This window comes from Pedobacter lusitanus (assembly GCF_040026395.1).
Classification (GTDB): domain Bacteria; phylum Bacteroidota; class Bacteroidia; order Sphingobacteriales; family Sphingobacteriaceae; genus Pedobacter; species Pedobacter lusitanus.
In genome coordinates, this window is the sequence record NZ_CP157278.1 from 5241225 (window position 1) to 5265607 (window position 24383).

The window sequence follows — 24383 nt, forward strand, 5'->3', positions numbered from 1 at the left end:
GGAAATAATGCAAACTATAGGAAGTAAAATCAGGATCAAAGAGAAGTTGATCGGGAACCAAAACTTCAATTATAGATGATCATATAATTAAAGGTATTGCCATCAACGCCCGTTGCTCTGGCAAGTTTAGGTAAATAATAGTTAATAAGCCAACCGATGTTCGTGGATGCGGCATCGGTTGATTTTCTATGCCATCTTAATAAACTCAATCGTATAGATAGTATTTGGTGAGGAGAGCCATTTGCCATCTTTATTGAATTGCATTCCTTCGGGTTCAGTAACCCATTTCATAACACCTTCATCTATTTTAATTGCATAAACTTCCGTTTCTTTGACCGAAGACTGTATGATGTAAAACTCGTTTCCTTCACTGTGTATTTCATAAGTAGCTTTGGACGGAAAAATTTCATTCTCATTGCACTTCATGTTTTTTCCGTCCAGACTTATATTGATATCCAATTCAGTATTGATCTGATCTGGATGTATGGTATTTCCTTTCTTATCATTAAATGCGTACTTATCAGAGACAGCTTTCCATTTTCCTATAAGCTGTTTACTTATTTGTTCCTTATTATACATCTGTAAATTATTAATCACTTTCCAGTTTTTTCGTTACAAATATGCTACAAATTAAATTAGCGGTATCTTATTAAATATACCGCTAATTTAATTGGACATTATTGAAAGACTCAATTTAGTTTTGAACCTTGTTTGACTTCATCAGTGGCATGCAGTAAAATCTGATCACCTGGTTTTACGTCACCAAAAATCTCGGTTGAATCAGCACTTGTTAGTCCTTCTTTAATATCAGTTAGAAACGCTTTCCCCCTGATGACCTTAATCACAAATTGCCTTTCGGTTGAACGAACAATGGCATGGTTAGGAACTAATAAAGATTTTGCTGCAGAAAGTAAGGGGATTTTAACCTCTCCATACATACCAGGTTTTAACTTTAAATCTTCATTTGGTACATCTATCTCAATGGCCTCAGTGCGCATTCCTCCCAGAGAATTGGCTGACCTGCTGATCATTTTTTGAAGATTTAAGCCAGGGATAGCTGTGAAATTTATACTGACAGCTTTATGGAGATCGACTTTTTCTACATAGGCTTCTGGTATCTGTACTTCTAAACGTAACTTCTGAAGACGCTGAATTAGTAATAAGGGTTGCTGACCATTTTTTGAAGTACCGGAAAGTGCTCCTTCTGAAACGTTACGTTGTACAATTACACCATCAAAAGGCGCTCTGATAGTTAAATAGTTTTGCATGTTCTTTACTGAATTAACATTTGAACGTTGCCCGTTAGCTGTAGCCAGGTCACCTTTCATTTTAGCCATTGCATTATCAAGATCCAGTAAAGAGACAGATCCGGCTTCTTTTGAAGCATTTTTCAGACGTTTATATTTATCTTCACTGGCTCTTGATACTTCCAGCGCCTGTAAATATTGAGATTGTGCCGTTTGAAGCTGAGATTCGATTTCCGGTGCCTCCAGGGTTATAAGAAGCTCTCCCTTTTTAACTCTTGAACCCCGGTCTACGTAGATTTTTTTTACAAATCCATTTACTTTAGGATAGATTGCAACCTCCTCAAAAGGTTTAAGTTCGGCGGGTAATCTGACTTCACTTGTAAGCCCTTTTTGCATTACTACCCCAATTTCATATTTCTTAGCTGATGTATCTGCCTTCCCTGTTAAGTCATTTGGTTTTTCTTTTGAGGAACATGCACTTAAAAAGATCATGAAGACCGGCAGGAAATTTCTGATGATAATCAATTTTGATGATTTATATATTTTCATTGCTTTCTGGCATTAAAGAGGGTGATTGATAGGTTGTTTGACGTTGTATGGCTGCAAATACCTGTGGAAGAATAAAAAGTGCAGCAAGGGTAGAGGCAAATAAACCTCCAATAACTGCGATGCCTAATGGGGCGGTCTGTTCTCCGGCTTCACCCATACCTGAAGCCATTGGGATCATTCCGGCTATCATGGCCAAACTTGTCATTAAAATTGGTCTTAGACGTATAGATGCACTGGTAATAGCTGCTTTGGCAGAATCATGATAGTCGAGTCTTAATTTTTCTGCATTGGTTACAATTAAAATTGCATTAGCTACAGAAACACCGGTAGACATAATCATTCCCATATAGGATTGCAGATTTAAAGTACAGCCAGTGAGTAATAAAGCTATTAATGAACCTAATATTACTGCCGGTACGGTTGATAATACAGTTATGGAAAGTTTGAAGGATTGATAATTTGCAGCGAGTAGTAAAAAAATCACTAAAATAGCATATAACAAGCCGTTTTGAAGGCTGGCAAGCGTATCGGTAAGAAGTGTTGACATCCCTTTGATTTCTACCAGCACACCTTTAGCGGGCTTACCCATCTGATGTACAGTTTCAGATACATCTTTAGTAGCTGTTCCCAGATCTGTCTGGTTGATATTCGCACTCACAGTTAAAAATCTTCTTGGTCCTGAACGATCATACTCCCCGGGAACATAATTAATTTTAAATGTGGCAATATCACCCAATACTGGTGTTGATTGTCCTTTTACCAGTGGGATTTCCTTTAATTCATCCATTGTATTCATGACAAACTCAGGAACTTCGACCTGCACCTGATAAGTATAGGCCGTTTTGGAGTCCAGCCATTGATTTTTCTGTGTAAATCTGCTGGAAGAAGTACTGGCTGTTACTGAACGTGCAATTTCTTCAACATTCAGGCCCAGTTGTGCAGCTTTGATTCTGTCCAGTTGAATAGCGATTACCGGAAAATTAAGAGGTTGTGCAATATGAACATCGCGCAGATAACTGATTTTCTGCATCTTTTTAACCAGCCTGGTCGCATAATCTTTGATCTGATCCATATCTTTTCCTGCAACTCTTACTTCAATTGGAGTTGCTGCGCCCTGACTCATAATCTTTTCAGTCATATCAATAGGTTCAAAAGTTATACTAAGCTGAGGGAGTGAATAGCTGATGTTTTTACGCAAAACATCTTTTAATACGTCCATGTTGACTTTATAATCAGGGTTTAGATTCACTTGCAAAACTGCTTCGTGTGTACCTGTATTGAAAATATAAAGATTGCTGGTTCCGTAGCTGCTTGGAATTAAACCGACATAACCTGAACTAATTAGTACCTGATGGTCAACCGTTTTATCTATGATCCGCAATACTTTTTTTAATTCTTCTTCTGTGCGTTCCAGTCTTGTTCCATCCGGTGCTTTTATTCTGATTTGAAACTGACCGTTATTAACTTTAGGCATCATATCCTTTCCGATAAGAACAAAACAAAGCCCGGCGGAGATCAGCACCAGAAGAAGATATACAGGGATCATGAGTTTACGCAGTTTCATTAAGCGTTCGCAAATGCTGATGTACTGCATTTTGATCCTTTCATATAAATCATTCTTTTCAGGATGATTTATTTCCTCTTTGAAATGCTCTTCAATTTGCTCTTTCTCTGATTCATCTAAAGCCTCTCCGGCATGCGCATGAATTTTCTGATGATCATAGTGCTGATATTGTTCGGCTTTTATCAACCAGTTACACAAAATTGGAACTAAGGTCTGTGCAATGACAAAAGATACTATCATGGTAAAACCAATAGAAAGAGACAGAGGAAGGAACATGGCTTTTGGAATTCCATTCATCATAAATGAAGGTGCAAATACAGCCAGAATACATAACAGGATAAGTAAAAGAGGAAAGGCGATTTCTTCACAAGCTTCGTAAATAGCTACCCGTTTAGATTTTCCCATCTCCAGATGCTGATGCACATTTTCTATAGTTACAGTGGCCTGATCCACCAATATGCCAATAGCTAATGCGAGTCCACTAAGTGTCATTATATTAATAGTCTGCCCAAAAAAACTGAGCAGCAGAACTCCGATCAGAATAGAAACCGGGATGGTAATAACAACAATAAGACTGCTTCTCCAGTCTCTTAGAAATAATAAGACCATCAGGCCAGTTAGTAATGCACCTAATCCGCCTTCCGTCATCAGACTTTTTACTGCATTAATTACAAATACTGACTGATCAAATTCATAAGATATTTTAACATCGTCAGGTAATAAACTCTGCATTTCCGGAATTTTGCTTTTTACTGCTTTAACCACTTCCCAGGTAGAAGCATCAGCAGTTTTTACAACCGGGATATAAACAGATCTTTTGCCATTAATTAAAGCATAATCAACTGTGACATCTGCTGCATCTGCTACTCGGGCAATATCTTTGACTAAAACTGGTGTTCCATTTTTGACTGTTACAGGAATATCTCCGAATTCTTTTACTTGATCAACTAAGGAATTTAAAGTGGTGATGTACATGGTATTGTCAACCCTCAGGTTTCCGGAAGGAGACATTACATTGAATTTGGCTAAGGCTTCAACTACCTGATCAGGAGTCAGATTATAGCTCCTTAGCTTATCAGGATTCACACTTACTGTAATTGAACGTGAGTTTGCACCAAAGGGAGGAGGAGCAGATAGCCCGGCAACTGATGAGAACATGGGCCGGATCCTGGTCGCAGCCATATCATAAATCTCCTTTAGGCTCTCCGTTTTTCCTGATAAAACCAATTGTCCTACTGGTAGAGAAGAGGCATCAAAACGGACAACCTGAGGTGGTAATGCACCCGGAGGAAAGAATTTCATAGCCCTGTTGACCTGTAAAGCAACCTGTGCTGATGCTTCGGCCATATTGGTGCTTTCATAGAAGCTCAGTTTGAGCATGGTTAAGCCCTGGATATTTTTTGAAGTGATATTTTTAACCCCATTTACATATAAAAACTGATCCTGTAAACGGGTAGAAAAAAAACCTTCCATCTGTTTGGGAGACATTCCCCCGTAGGATTCTATTACATATATGGTTGGCTGATTGAGTTGTGGGAAAATATCAATAGGTATTTTCATTATACTCAACACAGAGAATATCAGAAGACTTATAGTGATAACTACAGTAGTTATCGGTCTTTTTAGTGCAGAGGTGACCAATGACATAATTAATTATTTTAAAGTGGTTATAAGTGACTGAACCTGGTTCCTGGTAATTGCCTGCTCAAATACTGCATGCAGGAATGAATATCTGGCAGTTGCATAATCGGCTTCTGCCCGGTAAAGCAGATTTTGTGCAATATTCAGTTCAATCAGATCGATTAATCCATTTTTATAGAGTGAATATTTCTGACGGTAGGCCGCATTTGCAGCTGAAAGCTGATGAGGGATTTCGTTCAGCCGGTCTACTGAAGTTTTTAATTCTGCATCTGCCTGATCTATATTAGTTTTCAGATTTACTTTTTGCGTCCGGAGCCTTTTTTCTTCATAAATACTGGTGTTTCTTTGTGTGTTTAATTTGAGCTGTTTTCTTTTGAGATCGGTCAGATTATAACTCACACCTATGCCTACCAGATAATTAGTGCGACTAAATCCCCATCCCTGGTTTAACGCATCAAATTGGTTGTTAGCGGTTATTGATGAACCTCTGCCCCAAACTGCACCTTCAATCATTATTTTAGGCAGATATGTTTTTCTGACCAGATTTTCTTTCTCTTTACTATTCTGATAAAGGGATTCATAATAATTGATAAGAGGATGAGAGATTGATGTGTTCTGTTCTGCTGTTAGCCGGCCGGTTATATTCCGTAGTGGCTCAATAATGGTGGTATCAGCTATTATCTTTTGATACGGGATTCCGCTTAAAGCAGATAGCTGCAATTGTATCTGTCTGAATTTATTGTTCAGTTCAATCTGTATTAATCTGGATTTGGATAATTCGGCTTCGGCAATACTTGTATCTACGCCAGCACGGATACCGCTTTTAGCCAGAGACTGAATAGAGTTGCGGATTTGCTCATTTCTTTTGATATTATCTTCTTGAATATGAAGTAGATTTTCAAAGTAATATAATTGCAGATAGTTTTCAATTACCGAAGCCTGTAACTGATATTTTGATAATCTATACTGATCCTGAACTACTTTGACATCCGAACCTGCTACTTTATTCTGGGCTTTATATCCACCAAAATTGTAGATTTCCCATTCCATAGACGCAATACCCAGGTTAGATAATGCGGTGCTGGAAATGTTGGATGATCTGATTCCGCCAGAATTTGAAGGAACAATCCCAAAACCGAAATAGGCACCGGGTACACTATTGTTTGTACCTATATCCGATTGATAATTTAATTTAACTGCAGGCAGCCAGTTATATTTTGTATCCTCAGCGATAGACCTGCGAATGTTGATTACTGAAGAGTCGGCCTGTAAGGATGGTGCCTGGTCAGAAACAGATACAAGCAGTTCTGATAATTTTAAAGGGGGATGATTTTGTTGGGCAGATAACCTTAAAAATGGAATAAGCAAGATTATTATGCCCGCTGTTTTTTTCAAAAGGTGCATGAAATTGGATTTGAGAATTTATAAATAGCTTATTGCTGCATATTGATATTTATGCAGAACGTTATAAAAAACTAAAATATAAATCTCAGATAGTCAGTTTTCCAATGGAAAGATAAATTGCTCTTTCGGGGCGAAGCCTTAAACTAAGTTCACGCAGATAATGCTGTGTTGCTTTGCTGAAAACAAGTAAAGGAATAATGATGTTGACAAAAAAACGGGATATTGTCCATACGAAAGTAAGATCAGAATCAGTAAGTTCTTGCTGAATAGCAATAAGTTCTGTCAGATCTTCATCCAGATAATCCTGCTTTCTTTTGCTGAAAAGCTTTTGAAGTAATTCAATATTTAGTCCACTGTCACTTTTTGCATGCTGAACAATACCAAAACCAAGAATTGGTTTGGCACTGAGGATCATTCCCGCAAAAAGAAATAATATCTTTAAATACTTAGCGTACTTCATAAGATCAATAACAGTGAAATGTTATACAAATATGTCTATTCGTATTAAAGGAATTAGAGGATATCTGAAATGTTACAGTTTGAATCTCAGATCTTCTTTGAAATTTATTTCGTGAAATTTTTATAAAATACCTTTTAATACCAGTGGGTAGGAGCTTTTTCCATTGCTCCATGTCCCTGTCAAACTCCCGTCAGCCTGCATTTTTAGTTTAAAAAGTTCCTTATTATTTGTTGTACCAGTTGATGGTCCGCCATTTAGTAGTAGAGAGAGATCTTTATTGAATGTGCCATTTAAAAATATCTTTTTGCCTTGCTGATCATAAAAGTAAGCGGCCTGGAATGAATTCTTCTCTACTCTGGTGATTAACAAAGTAATGGGATAAAGGTCATTAATTTTTCCTTTATATATGTTTTTGTTTAAACCGGTTGATTGAAACGGGATACATTTCTCGTTTTTAGCAGATAACAGACAATTGCCATATGCATTTAAATAAGGTTGAAGATATTTATTGTTTAATAAATTACTATAGATATCAGCATCTTCGAGAGCCTGAAAATAATGCGAACCTGAGCATGATTTACGTGTCAGGAGTAAACCGTTTTTCTGGAATTTCAGGTCATCAAGATCCAGATCATCCATATCCTGTCTTAGCAGGCACTCAGAATAGGTGTCAATAACATTCTGCTCCTTATTTGCAGAGCTTTTTAATGTTTTCAGATAATTGATAAGTCTTGTTTTACGGCTGGTGATAACAAATTTACGAACTGCATCATAACTTTCTTTTTTTATCAGATCACTAAACTTGAGCAGTTTCCCTGTTTGTGAATCGAAATTATAAATTGCTGTGTACTCATTAAGTGATCCTCCTGAATACTCGCTGTTTATCTCAATCGAAAATAATTTAGGGCTATTAACAAGAATTTTGTAAGCTAAAAAACTCGTCCCTGTATTTGAACCTTTTTTTGGAATTATATTTTCAAACAGGTTTTTTTTCTGTTTACCGGGCAATAAGTCCAGCCGGTCAGCTTGTAAGAATGTATTAATTTGATTTGCTGCTGTTGTTTTATCTGTTAGAACTGGGAAATCTAATTCACCAGATAATTCAGTCGGGCCTGATACATTTCTGAATTTAAAATGCTGAGCTTCTGTTTTTACAGAGAGTAAAGTAAATAGAATTATTAATAGTGATTTCGTAATAAGTCTCTTGATGTCCATATCATTAATTTAGATCCTGTGATTAATTTCCGTCGCTATTTGTGAAAATTCAATTAAAGATCGTTTGTTATTCTTCTTTTTCTGATTTGGTATTTTCACTTGTCAATATGTATTTATTTTCCCTAATCTTATAATTTTTTACCTTTTTTTTAATTCCGGTGTTTGTTTTAGTGTAGTGTGCACTGGAAAATGTTTTGTTCTTTGCCTGAAAGTCAAGATTAGGTGAGTTGGATAGTAAAGTATCAATCTTAAACAGAGTGGTTTTAGGATCGTATAAATAATAGTTTTTATACTGATTTCCAATATCTGCATTATCTCTTATATTGGTTATTAAAGAGAAATCAGGATAGCCGTCAAAATTATAATCATCCACGAATAAGAAGTCATTATTGATGTCTGCGCCATCCAGATCAGTAATAAGCTGTAAAGGCTCCTTATCTGATAACCTTGTTATTTTAAGTGCGACAGGAGTGGATTCATTGTCTTTAACAGATTCAAAGTAGTACAGGGGGGTGTGCGTTGTATAAACTGATCTGTTTTGCGGTAGAAAATTCTCTTTTGCAATCCAGCCTTTTATCAAACGATTAGTTGCAGTTGTGATCTCTGCATAAAAGAATAATCCATTTTCATCTTTAATCAATGCATAATCACCTTTTGAAACGGTATCTGAAAATACTTTGGATATAGTTTTGTCCTTGTAAACAGTTGCTGCAGGTGATAAAACTTCTGCTGTTTTATAGTGATGATCCACCCACTTTCCATTGATCAGTTCTCCACTGCTTTCTTGTCCGAAAAAGCCTGTAGAAGCATTTTGATCCCAATATGAGATCTTGGTAAGCTGCTGATTAATAAAAGTATATTTTTCTCCACCATGATGTGCCGCGCCATCACGCCAGTTACTGGTTATCATCTTATTTTTTGTATCTATTTGTATCTGAGGGAGCTCGGATAATTCCTGACTGTATTCAAAATTGTTATTATTTGGATTATACAGATAAAAATTATGAGTATCATTAGGACCAGCACCTCCTGTTTGCATCAGAAACATGAAATCCTGATAACCATCAAAATTATAATCACCCGTCTGGATTACATTAATGGGGTTATCTTTTAACTCTGACCATAGATCAAGTATTATTTGTTTCCTCCCGGTTTTTTTATTGATGATCTTTACGGCATTTACGGATTCCTCATCTGTAGAAATTTCAAATCGAAAAGATTTGGTTTGTTGTGTCTGCTTTATCCATGGATTATTTACCAGATCTTCTTTTTTGATCCAGCCACTAGTGGTATGAAGTAAAGTCGTGCCTGACTGCACACCATAATCCATATTGTAATATTTTTTAGTATCCTTTTGTACCTCAATTCTTTCTACTCCATACCATTCATCAGCATTGTCGGATGTAATAACTATGCATTCTCCCTTTCTAAAGTAATCTTTAACTGCAGGATGAGATTTTGATTGATCATATATCAGAATTTTATCCTTGTTTTCATTAATGCGTAAATCCAGATAGGGCAATGATCTTTTACCGCCCCAGACAAAAAATGCCTGCTCAAACTCATAGTTTTTCCCATTTCGGTAGTTTCCTGAAATAGTATCTTTTAAAAACTGATTTTTAATTGTCGGATGCTTATAAATTCCAAAATAGTTGTACCCGGATTGACTAAAAGTCCAGTTTCCCATCAGGTCTCTGGAGTTTCTCAGAGCGCTGTTATAATTATTACTGATGCGAATAGAATCTTTGAAGATGGAGAATTCTTTGGTGAAACTGATATTTTTTGTATCAGCTGTTTTTTTTAGAATTGAAGTATAGGTAAGTTTTCCTTTTGTACTGACTGTATCTCTTAAGAAAGCGATTTTGAGTTGTGTCTGTTCTGCGTTGATGGCAACAACTGCATATTCCAGACCATAGTCCGATACATCATTGTAAGGAATTACCTGCATAGATAAAAAGTCATCAATTGAATGAAAGAAACTGCTATAATGAGCAGCCCCAAAAAAATTCTGACGATTCTTATTAAATTGATAAATGCCGGACTGTGGAATTTGTGCATTTAAACAGAGAATAGGAGCACAGGCGAAAAGGAGCAGGAGTAAATAGCGCATTAAGGATTTTTTTTAGTCGTATCTTTGGAAATGATTAATCCTTCCGGTCGGATGGAACAAAAGTATAAAATAATGAAACAGTATATAGCACATATTGCGTTGGTGGTTGAGGATTATGATGATGCTATTAAATTCTATACTGAAAAGTTAAATTTCGTTTTATTGGAGGACCTTGTTTTAAGTGAAACTAAAAGATGGGTTGTAGTTGCTCCTGAAGGTGCAAAAGAATGTAGTTTATTACTGGCAAAAGCGGTCACTGATGAACAAAGGAAAAGCATTGGTAATCAGACCGGGGGGCGTGTTTTCTTGTTTTTATATACTGATGATTTCTGGAAAGATTATAAAAACATGCAGGAATCCGGGATTAATTTTGTTAGATCTCCTGTAGAGGAAAGCTATGGAACTGTAGCTGTATTTGAGGATTTATATGGTAATCTCTGGGACTTATTAGAGATGAAAAACAAATAAACCTAGATGATTCACTGACGATGTTTTTGGTTTTATTTGAAATTATTGGTGGTTTTTAGCAATAATTTTGTTGAAAAAAGCAGAAATTCTGTATTCGTAATATCTATCATCCTGAAAAAAATGATTTTTTAAGGATGAAAATAGACGGACATTATGACAGGTGTTTAAATACGCAGCTCGTTTGTGTCTAAGATAAGTAGCTATTCTTTTCTTTCTATTTCTGATTAAACAGGCATCGTATAGTCTATGATGTATTAGTTGATTTATCTTTTTTTTATGGATTAAATACCTTTTTAAATTACCCTTTTTAAAAACGATTTAGATGATTAAACATCTGATGTTTTATGTTTGTTTAAGATGGGGTTTTGACATAGTTTTTTCACATAAATTTGTTGTCACATCAGAAATTATAAGTCTCATTAAATTTGTTTTTTGGTATTGAATTCTTATATGGTTATGTCAGTTTTGCGCCCGCAAATCTACTGTCATTTTAGCATGTTTTTAATTTATAATAATCTGATATTAAGATATTTAAAAAATATTAATTGAGATTTTTAGATGTTATAATCTTTCTTATATTTAGCTGTGTGTTAATGCAGGACGCAGTTTTTTTGTTGTCTTCACAAACTAAAATGGACTATTAGAATAATGGGATTTTGCTGAAAACCCTAAACAGAGTAAGCAATTATTTTTAAAACTTATTTTATGAAAAAATTTAAATTTTCGATGCTACTATTTGTAGCTGCATTTCTCTCTCTTCCAGCGTTCAGTCAGGTATCTATGAAGATATCTAAGCCACTTTCTGAACGTGATAAACAAGAACTTCAGCAAGCGCTGAAATCTTTTGATGCAAACTCTTATATGGTTGATGTTAAAACTGAGAAAGGGGTCTTGAAAAGCGGTAATGCCAGAGGATTGGCAAGTGTTAAACAAGGTACTACTGTCAGACCGGATTTAGCAGGTAAAGCAGCCTCAACCAATACTAATATTAACATTTTTAAAAATGCTGCAGCCTCAACCAATACAAATATTAATATTTTCAAATCTTCTGCAGCCTCAACCAATACGAATATTAACATTTTCAAAAACGGAAAGTTCACTGATGCTCAATTGACCCAATTGGACAAGGTTCATCAGATTCTGAGCAAGTACGAATAGTAAATTCATTCTAATAGTCCGTTTTTATGAATAAGAAGAAGGTAAGAAGGGTTTTAATTACAGTACATTTTGCATTTGTTTGCATAACAGTATCTCATTTATATGAACTGATAAACTGGAAACCTCTGTCGGCATTGATGGAAATATATTCTTCGGTTACTTATACCAATAGAAATTTTGGTTTTTTTGCGCCTACGGTGAACGATGATTTTGATCTGAAATTAAGAGCATTCAAAAAGAACGATAAAAGGGGGCATGATTTCTTGTTTTATATACCTGATTCTGAAAACAGGATTAGATTTTCTACTATGTTGTGGCATTTTGCCGAAGGAAACAGCATTTCGCAAATGGATTTATATGCCAGATCATGGGCAATTTATTGCATGAACCAGGACAGTACGATTGATAAAGTTGTGATCTCAGTTTATAAGAATAATATTCCACTGATGGAGCAATGCAAGATGGGGAAGGGGCTTAGTAGGGCGTTATATTATCAGACAGTTTTTGATTCAAAATAGGTTAACTCAAGATGCAAAACACATTGAATAGAATAATTAATTCAGTATTCGGATTTATTGAAACAGAGAAACCGTTATATCCCTTGTTATTTTTTAGAACGGGATTGAGCCTGATCTGTTTTGGGAAGTTTTTTGTCCTTTATTCAAATTATCTGAATTTTTATGGTCAGTACGGGTTAATTCAATGGACTATTTCCAAGTTCAGTAATTATAGTTTTCTTCCTCATATTGGGGATTTCGCATTGTTTTTAGGTAAATACCTTCATATGTCAGCAGATAGCGCCACAAAATTGATCCTGCAATTATTTTTTTGTTCCTGTTTGTTTTTATTTGTTGGGCTTTTTACCAGGATGGCATCTATTGTTTGTTTTGTCCTTCATCTGACATTTATTAATACTGGCAATGGAATAATTTATGGTGTTGATGTTTTTACGCAATTGTCATTATTTTATGCCATGTTTTTCCCTCTGAATTCAGCGTGGTCTCTGGACACCAGATTCGGAATCAGTGAATTAAAAAAGAAGTCAGTAGCTGCTGGCATATCAATCAGAGTTATTCAAATCCAGTTATGTATCGTTTATCTTTCTACGGGAATAGAAAAATGCTTTGGTAAACAATGGCTTAATGGAGAAGCAATCTGGAGAACACTGATGATGCCGATATTTAAAAATTACGATTTTCATTGGATTGCGGGGTTCCCATTTATTCCTCATTTAATGGGAATTGTTGTCCTGATCATAGAGTTGGGCTATGCATTTTTTATGTGGCGAAAAGGAATCCGGATAATCTGGTTGTTTTTAATAATCAGTCTGCATTTTAATATTGGTCTGCTTATGGGAATGTGGTATTTTGCTTGTATTATGATTTTTCTTTCCTTATTTGCGTTTGGCGATGATGTGGTCAGTGATATCAGGTTTTACAGACGTAACCGTATTTTAAAACGGGTTGGCGAAATTCAGTTACCTTCAACCTCTTTGTAAATATCAACGGTAATACGTTCATGCCTGCAGTTTTAGTTCTGATTTTTTTTAATCAGATAGGTACCGCTTGTATAAGTTAATTTTTCTGCTTTTCTGTCTTTACCTGCTGATATCCGTGTTGACTTTAGCCTGAACGTAACATTGAAATTCTTCGTTTTTTTAGTAAAGCTGAGCATTTCGGCAGGAAGAATATATTCGGGTGGATCTTCGTTTGTTGTTTTTCTTATATAAGGTTTTAACCTGGATTCATCTTTGAATACATTTGACATCAGTTCTTTAAGGTTAAATAAGATTGTTTCATGATCAAGAGTGATCTGTAAAATACCTTCTTCCCCGGTATTGGTTTCGATCAGGGTTTTACCTACCACATAATGACCACGAACATCACTGTAATTTATATTGGTCTGATCAATAATGAAATCATATCCAATTACTTCCACGACTTCTGACTGTCTAATATTAAAATCATAAAACTGAGTTTCATCTTCATTTATTGAGCCTGGAGGATAGCGGTATCCCGAAAATTTCTTCAGCCCGAAATAGGTAACCAGCCAATTTATTCTCTGATTGCTTATTTCATATTTTGTATTCATGGTATGACCATAGGCATCCTTGAGTTTACTTAAAGAATCACTTACAGCTTTAAGATCCTGAGTTATATAAGGCTGGAAAATAGTTAAATCATTATGATTGATAAGATAATCTATGGTCGCAACAGCTCTGTTGCCGTCTTCTTTTGATGTTTTATTAATTCTTAAAAGCTGATTATTCTGGTAGGCGTGGTTTCTTTTGAAAATATCAATAAGGATAGTTTTTTGAGCATACCTTGAAACTGAGAAAGCACTTTGAGGGCCATATACTGACAATATGGTAACCAGACACAGAGAGATCGGAATTACTTTTATATTTTGTTTTTTTGATACTAAAAAATAAATAGTAATAAATAACAGCCAGAATGCAAGAAGTATCAGGAAGTAACGGGGTTCAGTAATACCGTAAAGGAATATTCTTGTGCCTACTGCTATGAATAACAGGGTCAGGAGTGGTAGCATCAGAAAATAAAAAGTACGGGCAAAAGTTTTGATCCACTTGTTTTCTGCCTGTTCGCGTATTGGAAAAATAAGTAATAAAGAAAGTATACCGAAAACAGCATAACCAAGAATTAAGTTGGATACCAGTCCTTTTGGTAACCTCCATTGAATTAATATTTTAATTTCGTAGGCCAGGAGGATCACAACATATAAAGTTGCGAGTGGGATCAACACATATTGAGTGAAAATCTTTAGTCCTTTTGGATAGTTGAAATCCTGATTTAGCTTTGGGAAATCGTTGGGAACACCAGCGAGGAAAAATAACGTATTAAAGAGACCCGTTATACAAACCCAGAGAATAGCAAAAGTATCTGATTTAAAATCAACACTAAATAAAAGGTTCATCGCACCTATTGCAGCAGCAATCCCTGCGAAAAGTACAGCACTGTAAAATGCACTGGTTAAAAAATTCAGAAACAGTGTCTTATTGAATTGCCAGAAACCTTGTATAGAATCCTGCTTAATGAATGCAGAGAAAGCAACGAGTAAATGTCCTGCAAGTGCCAGTAAGAAAAATCTGATATAATCGGCACTGTTTACCAGTGGGTTAAGGATGAAAATAAGAGATATGGCCAAACAGGCTGCGATCAGTTTAAAAAGTAAGAGTTGTGATTTCCTGAAACCTTTACTTTCACAAAATAAAGTAGTAGCCAGACTGATCACCAGGCCCAGGCTTGAAGTCATTAGTACCCTGATGCACCAACTCTCTTTTAAATAATTAAGATTATTCAGTTCTATGTAAGCAATTGACGCTATAGTTCCTGTGAATGCGAACAGCATTTCAAAAGGGAAGCGTTTGAATGTTGCTGCAATATTTTGTCTTAAGTTTTTAAGAGAAGGGAATATCATAGGTTGAAGTATTTTATCAAAGGTATTTAAAATCGGAGAGACTCTTTCGTATTTCTGTTTGTGTGATCAAAAGCCGTACAAAAGAGATAATTTAACTAATAAGTTACTCTGCTGATAGAATAAACCAAGAATTATTTTGTAACTAAATAAGAATGTTTAAATTGGATTTATTGAATATAAAAGGATCATTTATGGCTAAAACACATCAATATAAGACAACCCTTGTATGGGCAGGAAATAAAGGTTCAGGAACGATGGATTACAGGTCATATGATAGAGATTTTATAGTTTCTATAGACCAGAAGACTGATATACTGGGTTCCTCCGATTCTGCTTTTCTAGGGGATAAAACCAAACATAATCCTGAGGATTTGCTGGTTTCTTCTATATCATCCTGTCATATGCTCTGGTATCTTCACCTATGTTCTCAAAATGATATTATAGTTATGGACTATACGGATGAAGCAATAGGGATAATGACTGAGAATGCAGATGGAAGTGGACAATTTACAGAGGTCATCTTACAACCTGTAGTTCTGATAATTGATGAAGCAAAGCATGAAAAAGCAATTAGCTTACATGCGGAGGCGCGTAAAATGTGCTTTATTGCAAATTCATGCAATTTTCCAATTAAACACCTTCCTAAGTGTATTGTTGAGCCTAAACGCTAGTAAAGAATGAAATAAATATTGAATAAAGACGTGATTAAAAGAAAAGATATTTCTTCAATTATTACCGGCCAGATGGTAGAAATCCCAGAGGGAAGCATTGAATTGAGGAATGACAGAACAAAACAGAAATGGGTAGTTGAGATAAAATCTTTTTTACTTGCTAAATTTCCGGTAACGCAAATAAAAAAAACAAGCTAATAGCTGTAGTTTATCCATTTTTATCAATAAGAGTTTAAAATAAATAATCTGATGAAATTAAAATTAATTCTCCCTGTTCTGCTGTTCGCAAATCAGCTGTATGCTCAGGACTCACTGACCATACGCAAAATTTATGATGAAGCTCTGGTTAATGGTAAATGTTATGAAAATCTGCGTTATCTCTGCAAGGAAATTGGCCCGCGTTTAAGTGGCTCTGATAATGCCGGGAAATCTGTGATATGGAGTAAGAAGCTGATGGAGAGCTACGGTTTTGATAAAGTCTATCTGCAGGAGGTTATGGTACCGCACTGGGTAAGAGGCGCAAAGGAAACCGCTTTTATCATAGACGGGAAAAATCGTATTTCAGTGCCTATAGCTGCATTAGGAATGAGTGTTGCTACGCCTAAAGAAGGGCTTACGGCAAATATTATTGAAGTGCACAGTATTAAAGAAGTAGAAGAGCTTGGTGAGAAAGTTATAAAAGGTAAAATAGTTTTTTTTAACCGTCCGTTTGACGAAAGAATGGTTAATACTGGTGAAGCATATGGAGCATCAGGAGATCAGCGTTTTATGGGGCCGTCAATAGCTGCTAAATATGGTGCTGTTGGTGTGATTGTTCGCTCGTTGACTGGAAATCTTGATGATTATCCGCATACTGGTGCTACATTATTTGATAAGGACGGTAAAAATATACCAGCTGCAGCTATATCAACTAAGGGTGCTGATAAGTTAAGTGCTATGCTGAAAATGCGTAAACTGCCCCTGGTTAAATTCTATTTTAAGCAGGCTTGTCAAATGCTTCCTGATGTGGTATCATATAACGTTATTGGTGAATTAACCGGAATTGAGCATCCCGATAAATTCATTACAGTTGGAGGGCATTTGGATTCGTGGGATCTGGCCGAAGGAGCACATGATGATGGTACGGGTGTTTTACAATCGGCAGAGGTACTTCGTATATTCAAGGCTATGAGTTACCGCCCTAAAAATTCTGTTCGTGCCGTGTTTTTTATGAACGAAGAAAATGGGAACAGAGGAGGAAAGAAGTATGCTGAGCTTGCTGCTCAGAATAAAGAAGAGCATATAGCAGCAATTGAAACAGATGCTGGAGGTTTTACTCCACGTGGTTTCAGCTTTGAGGATGTGTCAAATGATTTGATGAAGAAACTTAGTGCTCGATGGAAGCCTTTATTGGAGCCTTATGAAATTGACAGACTGATAGCCGGTCATTCAGGTACTGATATAGGGCCGTTGAAGGATAAGCGTCCAGGGGTTGTTCTGATTGGTTTCAGACCTGATTCACAAAGATATTTTGATGTCCATCATTCTTCAAATGATGTTTTTGAAAATGTAAACAAACGTGAACTTGAGCTGGGGGCAGCGGGAATGGCAACTCTGGTGTATTTAATAGATCAGCATGGCCTGTAGCTTTTTGTCGAACAAATTATCTTGAACAAAAAAAAGCCATCAGATTAATCTGATGGCTTTTTTTAAGTCGGGGTGGCAGGATTCGAACCTACGACCTCCTGCTCCCAAAGCAGGCGCGATACCGGGCTACGCTACACCCCGAACTTGATCAACATCTCATGTTATAAATAACCTTCTTTGTTGTTGGGATTGCAAAAGTACAATAATATATTTAGTGAGCAAATTTATTTTTCATTTTTATGAAGAAATTTTGAAAAAATAAAACTCTCAATTTTTTGTTCTTATAGTAAGGCCTTCATTATTTGTTTGTTAATGCTTTATATGGAATTCCTCAAAGTAACTCTAAATGGAATTTGTATACGTTCTGTTGAATTGTCAAGCAGTAATTCGGCAGCTTTTTCCCCCATCATTTTAAAATCAGTGGAGATTGTTGTGATTCCATCCAGTATAATTTTTTTAATTGGGGTTTCATTATAACTGATTACCCCGATATCTTTTCCAACCTTGAAATTTCCTTCAATGATTTTCTCTATCAAAATTACCAGATCGTCTTCGGCAAGATTGATATAAACAGATCCGGGTTCAATCTTATGGTGATCAAGACTACTGATTACCTCATTTTTGAAATTATTTTTTTGACAAAAACGGAGAAACCCGAGTAAAATTTTCTTTGAGTAGTAAGTATTTTGAGGGAAAATCAGTCTGAGCATACGGTATCCGGATAATCTTTCTCTCAATTGTTCCAATGCAGAATAGATATCCTCTTCAAAGTTTTCATATACTGCTCCGAATTCTCCAGTTACGCCTTCGGCAAGCTTGTCCATTAAAATCAGCTTTTCTTTGGCTATAGTATTAATGAGTTTATATCCCATCTCTCTGTTTTCATAGAAATGTGGGATAATTACACATTTTGCATAGTGATCAATTTTTTCCTGAAGCAGATTTTTAAAAACATTAAAATCGTTGTTATAGATATAAAAATCAATGGCAGCTTCGTTTCCAAGGGTCGAAGCAAAAGCATCATAGATAATCTTTTTATGTATACTGAGCTTATTAAAAAGTAGTAATACTTTTACCGGTCTTTGAAATTGTGTATGGACAATAAAAAAACCTTTACCGGCAACAGACTGTACCAATCCCATTCTTTTCAGCTCATTATAAGCCCTTTCTATAGTGCTTCTAGCGGTTTCCAGTGCATAGCTAAACTCATTAATTGATGGGAGTACATCATTCTTTCTTATCTGTCCGGACTGGATACCCTGGAGGATTGAATTGATCAGTTGCAAATACTTAGGTGTAATAGAGTACGCATCAATCTTTGCAATTTTCAGGATGTTGTTCATATTTAATGACGATTCTTTTGTAGATACAATCTAAAGAAATACCACCCGACTCAGAAATTTAGAAAATAAATTTGCTCACGGAAGACTTATAACTCTCTATAGTTATAAGAGTTTTTATAGCGTATTTAAAATTATCAATAGGTTATACTCGTCCGTATGTGTTTTGCAGTGAGCTTATTGACTTGTCAGGATGAAGAAGCTTCTTTCCGGTTCAAACATTTTTTATGATTAATCCTTCATGTGGTCTTTATGTCTTAAGGATATAGGTTAAAAAAAACAGGTTAAAAATCAATTAAAACACACAGACATGAAAACATTTAGAAATCTAATGCTACTGACAGCAGTAGTGTCGTTATTAAGTTCCTGTATTGTACAGGATCGGGGTGAGTACAGATATCATAGAAGACATTATCACGGTGGTTACTGGTACAGAGGATATTAATTTATGGCCAAGGTCAACAAAATAATTAAACATGATATCCAGGGTGTAAAACCCATTGGATGATATAAAAAAGAGCGATATGTTATATTGCGGTATTTTTTTTAAGAGAAAAATGGCCGGGATATAGCGTGTCGCTTTTTTAATTTTTCAAGTGCTGCTGTAACCTTTTACCAGCTAAGTCATCTTAAAGACATATCCTTTCAAAGATGAAAAAACTAACCATCCGCATTCTGGCTTGCGTGTTTAGCCTTTTTACAATTTCAGCAGCAAGTGCACAAATCAGTAATAATGCCGGTAAACTTAGTGGCAAAGTTCTGGATGAAAAACATATTAATCAATCTTATGTATCTGTTAGTCTGTTAGCCGCAAAAGATTCAACACTAATCAAGGGTTCCATTACAGACGATAATGGAAGTTATCTTTTTGAACGCTTGCCGGAGGGACAATATCTTGTTGCTTTTAATATGATTGGTTATGCGAGGGTTTTCAAGGGACCATATGCTATCAATGCGTCACATCAAATCTATAACATAGATAATGTAGAACTGGTGCCAACCTCTAAACAACTTAATAGTGTCAGTATTGTTGCCCGTAAACCTTTGATAGAAAGACAAATTGATAAGACGGTACTCAACGTAGAAAACAGTGTTTTAGCAGCAGGTAATACTGCTTTGGAAATCCTGGAAAAAGCCCCTGGCGTGAGTGTAGATAAAGATGGAAATGTTAGCCTTAGAGGCAAAGCTGGTGTAACTGTCATGCTGGATGGAAAACCCACTTATCTTTCCAATGAACAATTGGCTAATCTGTTGCGCTCTACGGAAGGAAATGCCATACAGTCCATTGAATTGATCACCAACCCATCGGCTAAGTATGATGCAGCCGGAAACTCAGGAATTATTAATATTAAACTGAAGAAAAACAGAAATTATGGTACAAATGGCTCAGTAACTGCCGGGGCTGGGTATGGCAGATATTATAAAACCAATGGAGGATTGTCGCTTAATCACAGGGAGAAAAAATTCAATGCATTTGGAGAACTTAACTATGGGAAAAATAAAAGGTTTCATGATCTGAATATTGACCGGGTAAATAATACAGCTACCGATCAGACCTTCTTCAGACAGACCAGCTCCCAGATAGGCCTCAGAGAAAATTATAATTATAAAGCAGGTGTTGATTATTTTATCAATGATAAAAATACTATCGGTGTAGCAGTAAATGGATACAGAAGTACAGGAAATAACAATGACACAAAGGTTTTAACATTGATAGGGAGTCAGCCATTGAAAACAGATTCATCAGTTATGGCTAGTAATCCCAATCAGTATAAGTATTCAGGTATAACATATAACATGAATTATAAAGGAGTTCTAGATACTGCCGGTCAGGAAATTTCGGCTGATGCTGATTATTCCAGATATAGCGGACTGCAAAATTCAGAATACAATAATATCTATCTGAACGCTGATGGTCAGCCATCCAGAGCGCCCTATATATTTAAAAACAGGACACCATCATTGGTGAAGATACTGGCAGCAAAAGTTGATTATACTCTGCCTCTGAGTAAAAAAATGAAACTGGAGACCGGACTGAAAAGTAGTAAAGTCAGTACGGATAACGTTTCTTCTTTTGAAAATTTCCTGAACAATAACTGGCAGAGCGATCTGACCCGCAGTGATCACTTTATTTATGATGAAAATATAAATGCAGGTTATATTAATCTGAACCGTGAATTTACAGGTTTGACTGTGCAGTTAGGTTTAAGGGCAGAACAAACTAATTCTAAAGGAAACTCGGTACCTAAACAACAGGTTTCTAACCGTCATTATTTTGATCTGTTTCCTAGTATTTTTGTAAATCGTGTCCTTTCAAAAAATCATGAGGTTGGATTCTCTTACAGCAGAAGAATTGATCGTCCGGATTATGAAGATTTAAACCCTTTTGTATATTTCGTAGATCTTTATACCTACAGCATGGGAAATCCATTTTTGAATCCCCAATATACGAATTCGTTTGAAGTCTCTTATTCTTATAAAAAAACAATAAATGCAACGCTTGGATATAGTCATACCAACGATGCGATCTCAAGAGTGCTCGTTTCCGATACGATAAAGAAAACGCTGTTTATATCCTCTCAGAATCTTGCACAGAAAAAATCGTATAGTTTGAATATCAATTCGCCTTTAACTTTGTTTAAATGGTGGACTACCAATAATAATCTTACAATTTTTTATAATGAATTCAGTACACCAAATCTTCTTGGCGTACCTTATAAAGGAGGAAAAACGGCATTCAATTTTAATAGTAATCAAACTATCACATTAAACAGTACAACTAATTTTGAACTTTCTGGTTTTTATCGCTCTGCCCAGGTAGACGGAACCCTATCGGTCAAACCTATATATGGTATCGATTTGGGGATCAGTAAATCATTTATGGAAAAAAAGCTGAATATAAAATTAGCTGCCAATGACGTTTTTAACTTGCAAAAATTCAGAATTACCAGTGCTATCCCATCGCAGATCTATTCTGTAAATGAAAAAAGTGAAACCAGAGTTTTCCGTTTGACCTGTAGTTACAGATTTGGTAGTACAGCAATTAAAGGTGCCCGTCAGCGTTCAAAAGGCAGTTCAGAAGAAGAAAATCGTGTTAAATCAGGAGGATAGGCTCATAGCTATTCTCCTTTAAATTATAATGGTAATCCAATTTCAGCCTTTGCCTGCGAAATGACCAGTGAGCTATGTACATTACCAACATGATCAAGCGGAGCAATTTTCTGACGTAGAAAAGCATTATAAGCATGCATATCTGGAATGATGATCTTTAACATAAAATCATATTTTCCTGTAATATGATAACATTCCAGAATCTCGGGGTACGAGATGACAGTTTTCTGAAATGAAGCTAATGCATCTTCACTATGACTGGTCAGAGCAATCTGAGGAAATGCAATCAGGGAGGTAGTTATTTTCTCCCTGTCCAGTACAGCAACATATTTTTTGATATATCCCATTTCTTCCAGTCGTTTTCTCCGGTCAAAAATCGGAGAAATTGTTCTGTTGAGATGATGCGCAAGTTCTTTATTGGTTAGTCTTCCATTTTCCTGCAGAAGATTTAATATTCCCAAATCAGTAGGATCTAAATGCGAACTCATATGTCAGATTATTTGGCTTAGTGTAATATTATTAGCAGGTTGATGATAAGCCAAATATAAAGTATTTCGTGATTGAATGGGAAATAACTGATACAAAAAATATGATGTAGAATAGGATAGTGTATTGCTCTGTATAAGCAATGAGTTGATAAAACGATTTTTAATACCTTAAACTTCCCCTCTGATCATAATTTAATAACCGGAATTTTTCTGCATTATGCGCTGCAACTCGTTTAAGGTATTTATAACTGATCAGGATAAAACCCACCAGGCTTTTGACAGGAAATTAATCAGATTCTTATAATCTGAAGTTAACCGCAAGCGTAAGTCTGTTTTCCTGTTTTCTTAAATCTGGTTTCCAGGTTGGATCAATAGAATCATTGCTAAAACCAGTTTGTGATGTTGTTCCACCCGGGCCCGCAAAATAAGGAACATTGGATTTTCTGTAGCCATATTCCAGTCTGAAAGTCATGAAATCATTTGGCATATAATCCAATGTAGAAGTAAGCTGTGTAATTTTTAGATTATTTCCAGCTGCGAGTGCATTATCATAATCATTAAGGACTACATTTCCATTGTTATCTGATACGGTAGCTGCTGGATTAAAGGCCAGATAAGCACCAGGATTGCTTACAAAATCACCTCTTACTGTCCAGCCAATCTTATTCTGAGCAAACCATAATCGGCTTGATAAAGCGCTTCCGGTCATATAATTGTTCTTTGCTTTTACGCCATCACCTGATTGAAAACCATAGTGATTGTTGATACTGAATGCAGCTTGTGATAAACCTTTGGCAGCCTTATTTTTGTAATAACGATAAACCATGCTATCATCATGATGAAACCTTTTTACCTTTGATAAGGTATTTGTCCCGCTTTTGCTGTCGGTTCCGTAATAAAAATTTGCCGCCAGCTGAATATTATCGTTCGGACGATAATAGTTTGACGAGCCCAAACCGGGATTTTTACTCCAGCTATTATACGTTTGCCAGCCGTTTAAAATCCAGAGTTCAGTCTTGAAATTTTTAGTAGGGAAGTATTGTAATCTTGCTCCCTGAAAATAGAAGGGGGTAAAGTCACAGACCATAGAACGCTGATAGCTCCAGTTTTCCTGCAAAACGTAACTTTCGAGACCGATATAAGACATAAAAATCCCCATTTCTACATTAAGGCCATAATTCACATCAAAATGATAACCAGCTGCCGCTTCTCTGATTAGTTTTAAATTTCCCGTTCCGGTATTTCTGCCCCTTGTTACAGAACCGTCCGTTTCCTGGACAATATGTAGCATACTTCCGGTTTGCAGCCATAATCTGCCAATTACATTCTTGTAATTGCTTTCTATACCTATGCTTGCCTGATTTAATGAAAATTCATTGCTGCGCCCCATAGAAGCAGATATCGTTTGTGTATTATCTTTTGGACGGGCAAAATTATAATTGAAATAGCCATCAACTAAAGCTACCCCGGTCAATATGGTCTGGCCGGATTTATCTTTTAATGTCAGCGGGAAATCGGATTGTCTGTTTTGTCCGTTAATCCAGGTAAGATCATAATTTTCAAAAGGAATCTTTGTCTTGACCGAATCTTTTTTTACTTCTTGTGCCCTGGTGCTGAAACCAGCATGAGAAAGTATCAGTGCAATGAATACTTTACAGATAAATAGTCTTTTTTTCATTTTAATTTTTGGTGTATTGTTTATGCCGTGCGCCGGGACAACACTTATACCAAAAGCAATGATTGAAATGTAAAAGGCTGTTTATTAGTCTGTAATGGGTTTCATTTGAAAAAATGATCCGTGAAAATCATTTCATTTTGGAAGGCCTGATTATTGAAATAGTATGATTTGAAAAAAATCAGCACAAATTCTGTTGAGAGCAGAACTTGTGCTGA

At 35.9% G+C, this 24383-nt stretch carries 19 protein-coding genes and 1 tRNA gene; 8 read left to right on the top strand and 12 right to left on the bottom strand.

Features of this window, described 5'->3' with window-relative positions; translation table 11 throughout:
• Window positions 1-186: 186 nt before the first annotated feature.
• The 7 genes from PL_RS22570 to PL_RS22600 form a co-directional block, all read right to left on the bottom strand.
• Complete coding sequence (locus PL_RS22570) at window positions 187-579, bottom strand: hypothetical protein (protein WP_041886779.1); 393 nt, start codon at window positions 577-579, stop codon at window positions 187-189.
• A 110-nt stretch (window positions 580-689) separates the two neighbouring features.
• Window positions 690-1796 carry an efflux RND transporter periplasmic adaptor subunit gene (locus tag PL_RS22575; RefSeq protein WP_052496612.1) on the bottom strand — a complete coding sequence of 369 codons (1107 nt, stop codon included), beginning with the start codon at window positions 1794-1796 and terminating at the stop codon, window positions 690-692.
• Window positions 1783-5007, bottom strand: coding sequence for an efflux RND transporter permease subunit (locus PL_RS22580; protein WP_052496613.1), 3225 nt, complete (start codon window positions 5005-5007; stop codon window positions 1783-1785). Before PL_RS22580 ends, PL_RS22575 begins: the two co-directional genes overlap by 14 nt.
• A gap of 6 nt (window positions 5008-5013) precedes the next feature.
• On the bottom strand, window positions 5014-6405 hold the full coding sequence (locus tag PL_RS22585) for a TolC family protein (protein WP_041886782.1): 1392 nt from the start codon (window positions 6403-6405) through the stop codon (window positions 5014-5016).
• An 85-nt stretch (window positions 6406-6490) separates the two neighbouring features.
• Complete coding sequence (locus PL_RS22590) at window positions 6491-6865, bottom strand: hypothetical protein (RefSeq protein WP_041886783.1); 375 nt, start codon at window positions 6863-6865, stop codon at window positions 6491-6493.
• A 120-nt stretch (window positions 6866-6985) separates the two neighbouring features.
• A complete protein-coding gene (locus PL_RS22595; protein WP_348620412.1) occupies window positions 6986-8080 on the bottom strand; it encodes a hypothetical protein in 1095 nt (364 codons plus the stop codon).
• Window positions 8081-8147: 67 nt separating this feature from the next.
• The gene (locus PL_RS22600) at window positions 8148-10190 is read right to left on the bottom strand and encodes an XAC2610-related protein (protein WP_052496614.1); all 2043 of its coding nucleotides are present in this window, start codon (window positions 10188-10190) and stop codon (window positions 8148-8150) included.
• A gap of 72 nt (window positions 10191-10262) precedes the next feature.
• Here PL_RS22600 and PL_RS22605 point away from each other — a divergent pair, with 72 nt between their 5' ends.
• The 4 genes from PL_RS22605 to PL_RS22620 all read left to right on the top strand — a co-directional run bounded on the left by PL_RS22605 (window position 10263) and on the right by PL_RS22620 (window position 13314).
• Window positions 10263-10658, top strand: coding sequence for a VOC family protein (locus PL_RS22605; RefSeq protein WP_041886810.1), 396 nt, complete (start codon window positions 10263-10265; stop codon window positions 10656-10658).
• A gap of 705 nt (window positions 10659-11363) precedes the next feature.
• Window positions 11364-11816 (top strand): hypothetical protein, encoded by a 453-nt coding sequence (locus tag PL_RS22610; RefSeq protein WP_041886792.1) that lies wholly within the window; start codon window positions 11364-11366, stop codon window positions 11814-11816.
• A 26-nt stretch (window positions 11817-11842) separates the two neighbouring features.
• On the top strand, window positions 11843-12334 hold the full coding sequence (locus tag PL_RS22615; RefSeq protein WP_041886795.1) for a hypothetical protein: 492 nt from the start codon (window positions 11843-11845) through the stop codon (window positions 12332-12334).
• A gap of 350 nt (window positions 12335-12684) precedes the next feature.
• The gene (locus tag PL_RS22620; protein WP_041886797.1) at window positions 12685-13314 is read left to right on the top strand and encodes an HTTM domain-containing protein; all 630 of its coding nucleotides are present in this window, start codon (window positions 12685-12687) and stop codon (window positions 13312-13314) included.
• A gap of 32 nt (window positions 13315-13346) precedes the next feature.
• Here PL_RS22620 and PL_RS22625 read toward each other — a convergent pair whose 3' ends face one another.
• Complete coding sequence (locus PL_RS22625) at window positions 13347-15254, bottom strand: DUF4153 domain-containing protein (protein ID WP_348620413.1); 1908 nt, start codon at window positions 15252-15254, stop codon at window positions 13347-13349.
• A gap of 191 nt (window positions 15255-15445) precedes the next feature.
• On the opposite strand from PL_RS22625, the gene PL_RS22630 reads away from it, so the two are divergent.
• The gene (locus PL_RS22630; RefSeq protein ID WP_082036072.1) at window positions 15446-15925 is read left to right on the top strand and encodes an OsmC family protein; all 480 of its coding nucleotides are present in this window, start codon (window positions 15446-15448) and stop codon (window positions 15923-15925) included.
• 249 nt (window positions 15926-16174) lie between these two features.
• A complete protein-coding gene (locus tag PL_RS22635) occupies window positions 16175-17551 on the top strand; it encodes a M20/M25/M40 family metallo-hydrolase (RefSeq protein ID WP_087149111.1) in 1377 nt (458 codons plus the stop codon).
• A gap of 67 nt (window positions 17552-17618) precedes the next feature.
• Here the strand turns inward: PL_RS22635 and PL_RS22640 are convergent.
• Together PL_RS22640 and PL_RS22645 are read right to left on the bottom strand one after the other, a co-directional pair.
• Window positions 17619-17692 (bottom strand) — tRNA-Pro (locus tag PL_RS22640).
• 176 nt (window positions 17693-17868) lie between these two features.
• The gene (locus PL_RS22645; RefSeq protein ID WP_041886575.1) at window positions 17869-18894 is read right to left on the bottom strand and encodes a GntR family transcriptional regulator; all 1026 of its coding nucleotides are present in this window, start codon (window positions 18892-18894) and stop codon (window positions 17869-17871) included.
• Window positions 18895-19201: 307 nt separating this feature from the next.
• Between PL_RS22645 and PL_RS22650 the strand changes: the two genes are divergently transcribed.
• Complete coding sequence (locus tag PL_RS22650) at window positions 19202-19336, top strand: hypothetical protein (protein WP_262496993.1); 135 nt, start codon at window positions 19202-19204, stop codon at window positions 19334-19336.
• A 206-nt stretch (window positions 19337-19542) separates the two neighbouring features.
• The gene (locus tag PL_RS22655) at window positions 19543-22002 is read left to right on the top strand and encodes an outer membrane beta-barrel family protein (protein WP_041886578.1); all 2460 of its coding nucleotides are present in this window, start codon (window positions 19543-19545) and stop codon (window positions 22000-22002) included.
• A gap of 23 nt (window positions 22003-22025) precedes the next feature.
• Here PL_RS22655 and PL_RS22660 read toward each other — a convergent pair whose 3' ends face one another.
• Both PL_RS22660 and PL_RS22665 read right to left on the bottom strand, forming a co-directional pair.
• Window positions 22026-22490 carry an Lrp/AsnC family transcriptional regulator gene (locus tag PL_RS22660; protein ID WP_041886580.1) on the bottom strand — a complete coding sequence of 155 codons (465 nt, stop codon included), beginning with the start codon at window positions 22488-22490 and terminating at the stop codon, window positions 22026-22028.
• A 298-nt stretch (window positions 22491-22788) separates the two neighbouring features.
• The gene (locus PL_RS22665; RefSeq protein ID WP_052496598.1) at window positions 22789-24168 is read right to left on the bottom strand and encodes an outer membrane beta-barrel protein; all 1380 of its coding nucleotides are present in this window, start codon (window positions 24166-24168) and stop codon (window positions 22789-22791) included.
• Window positions 24169-24383 lie beyond the last annotated feature (215 nt).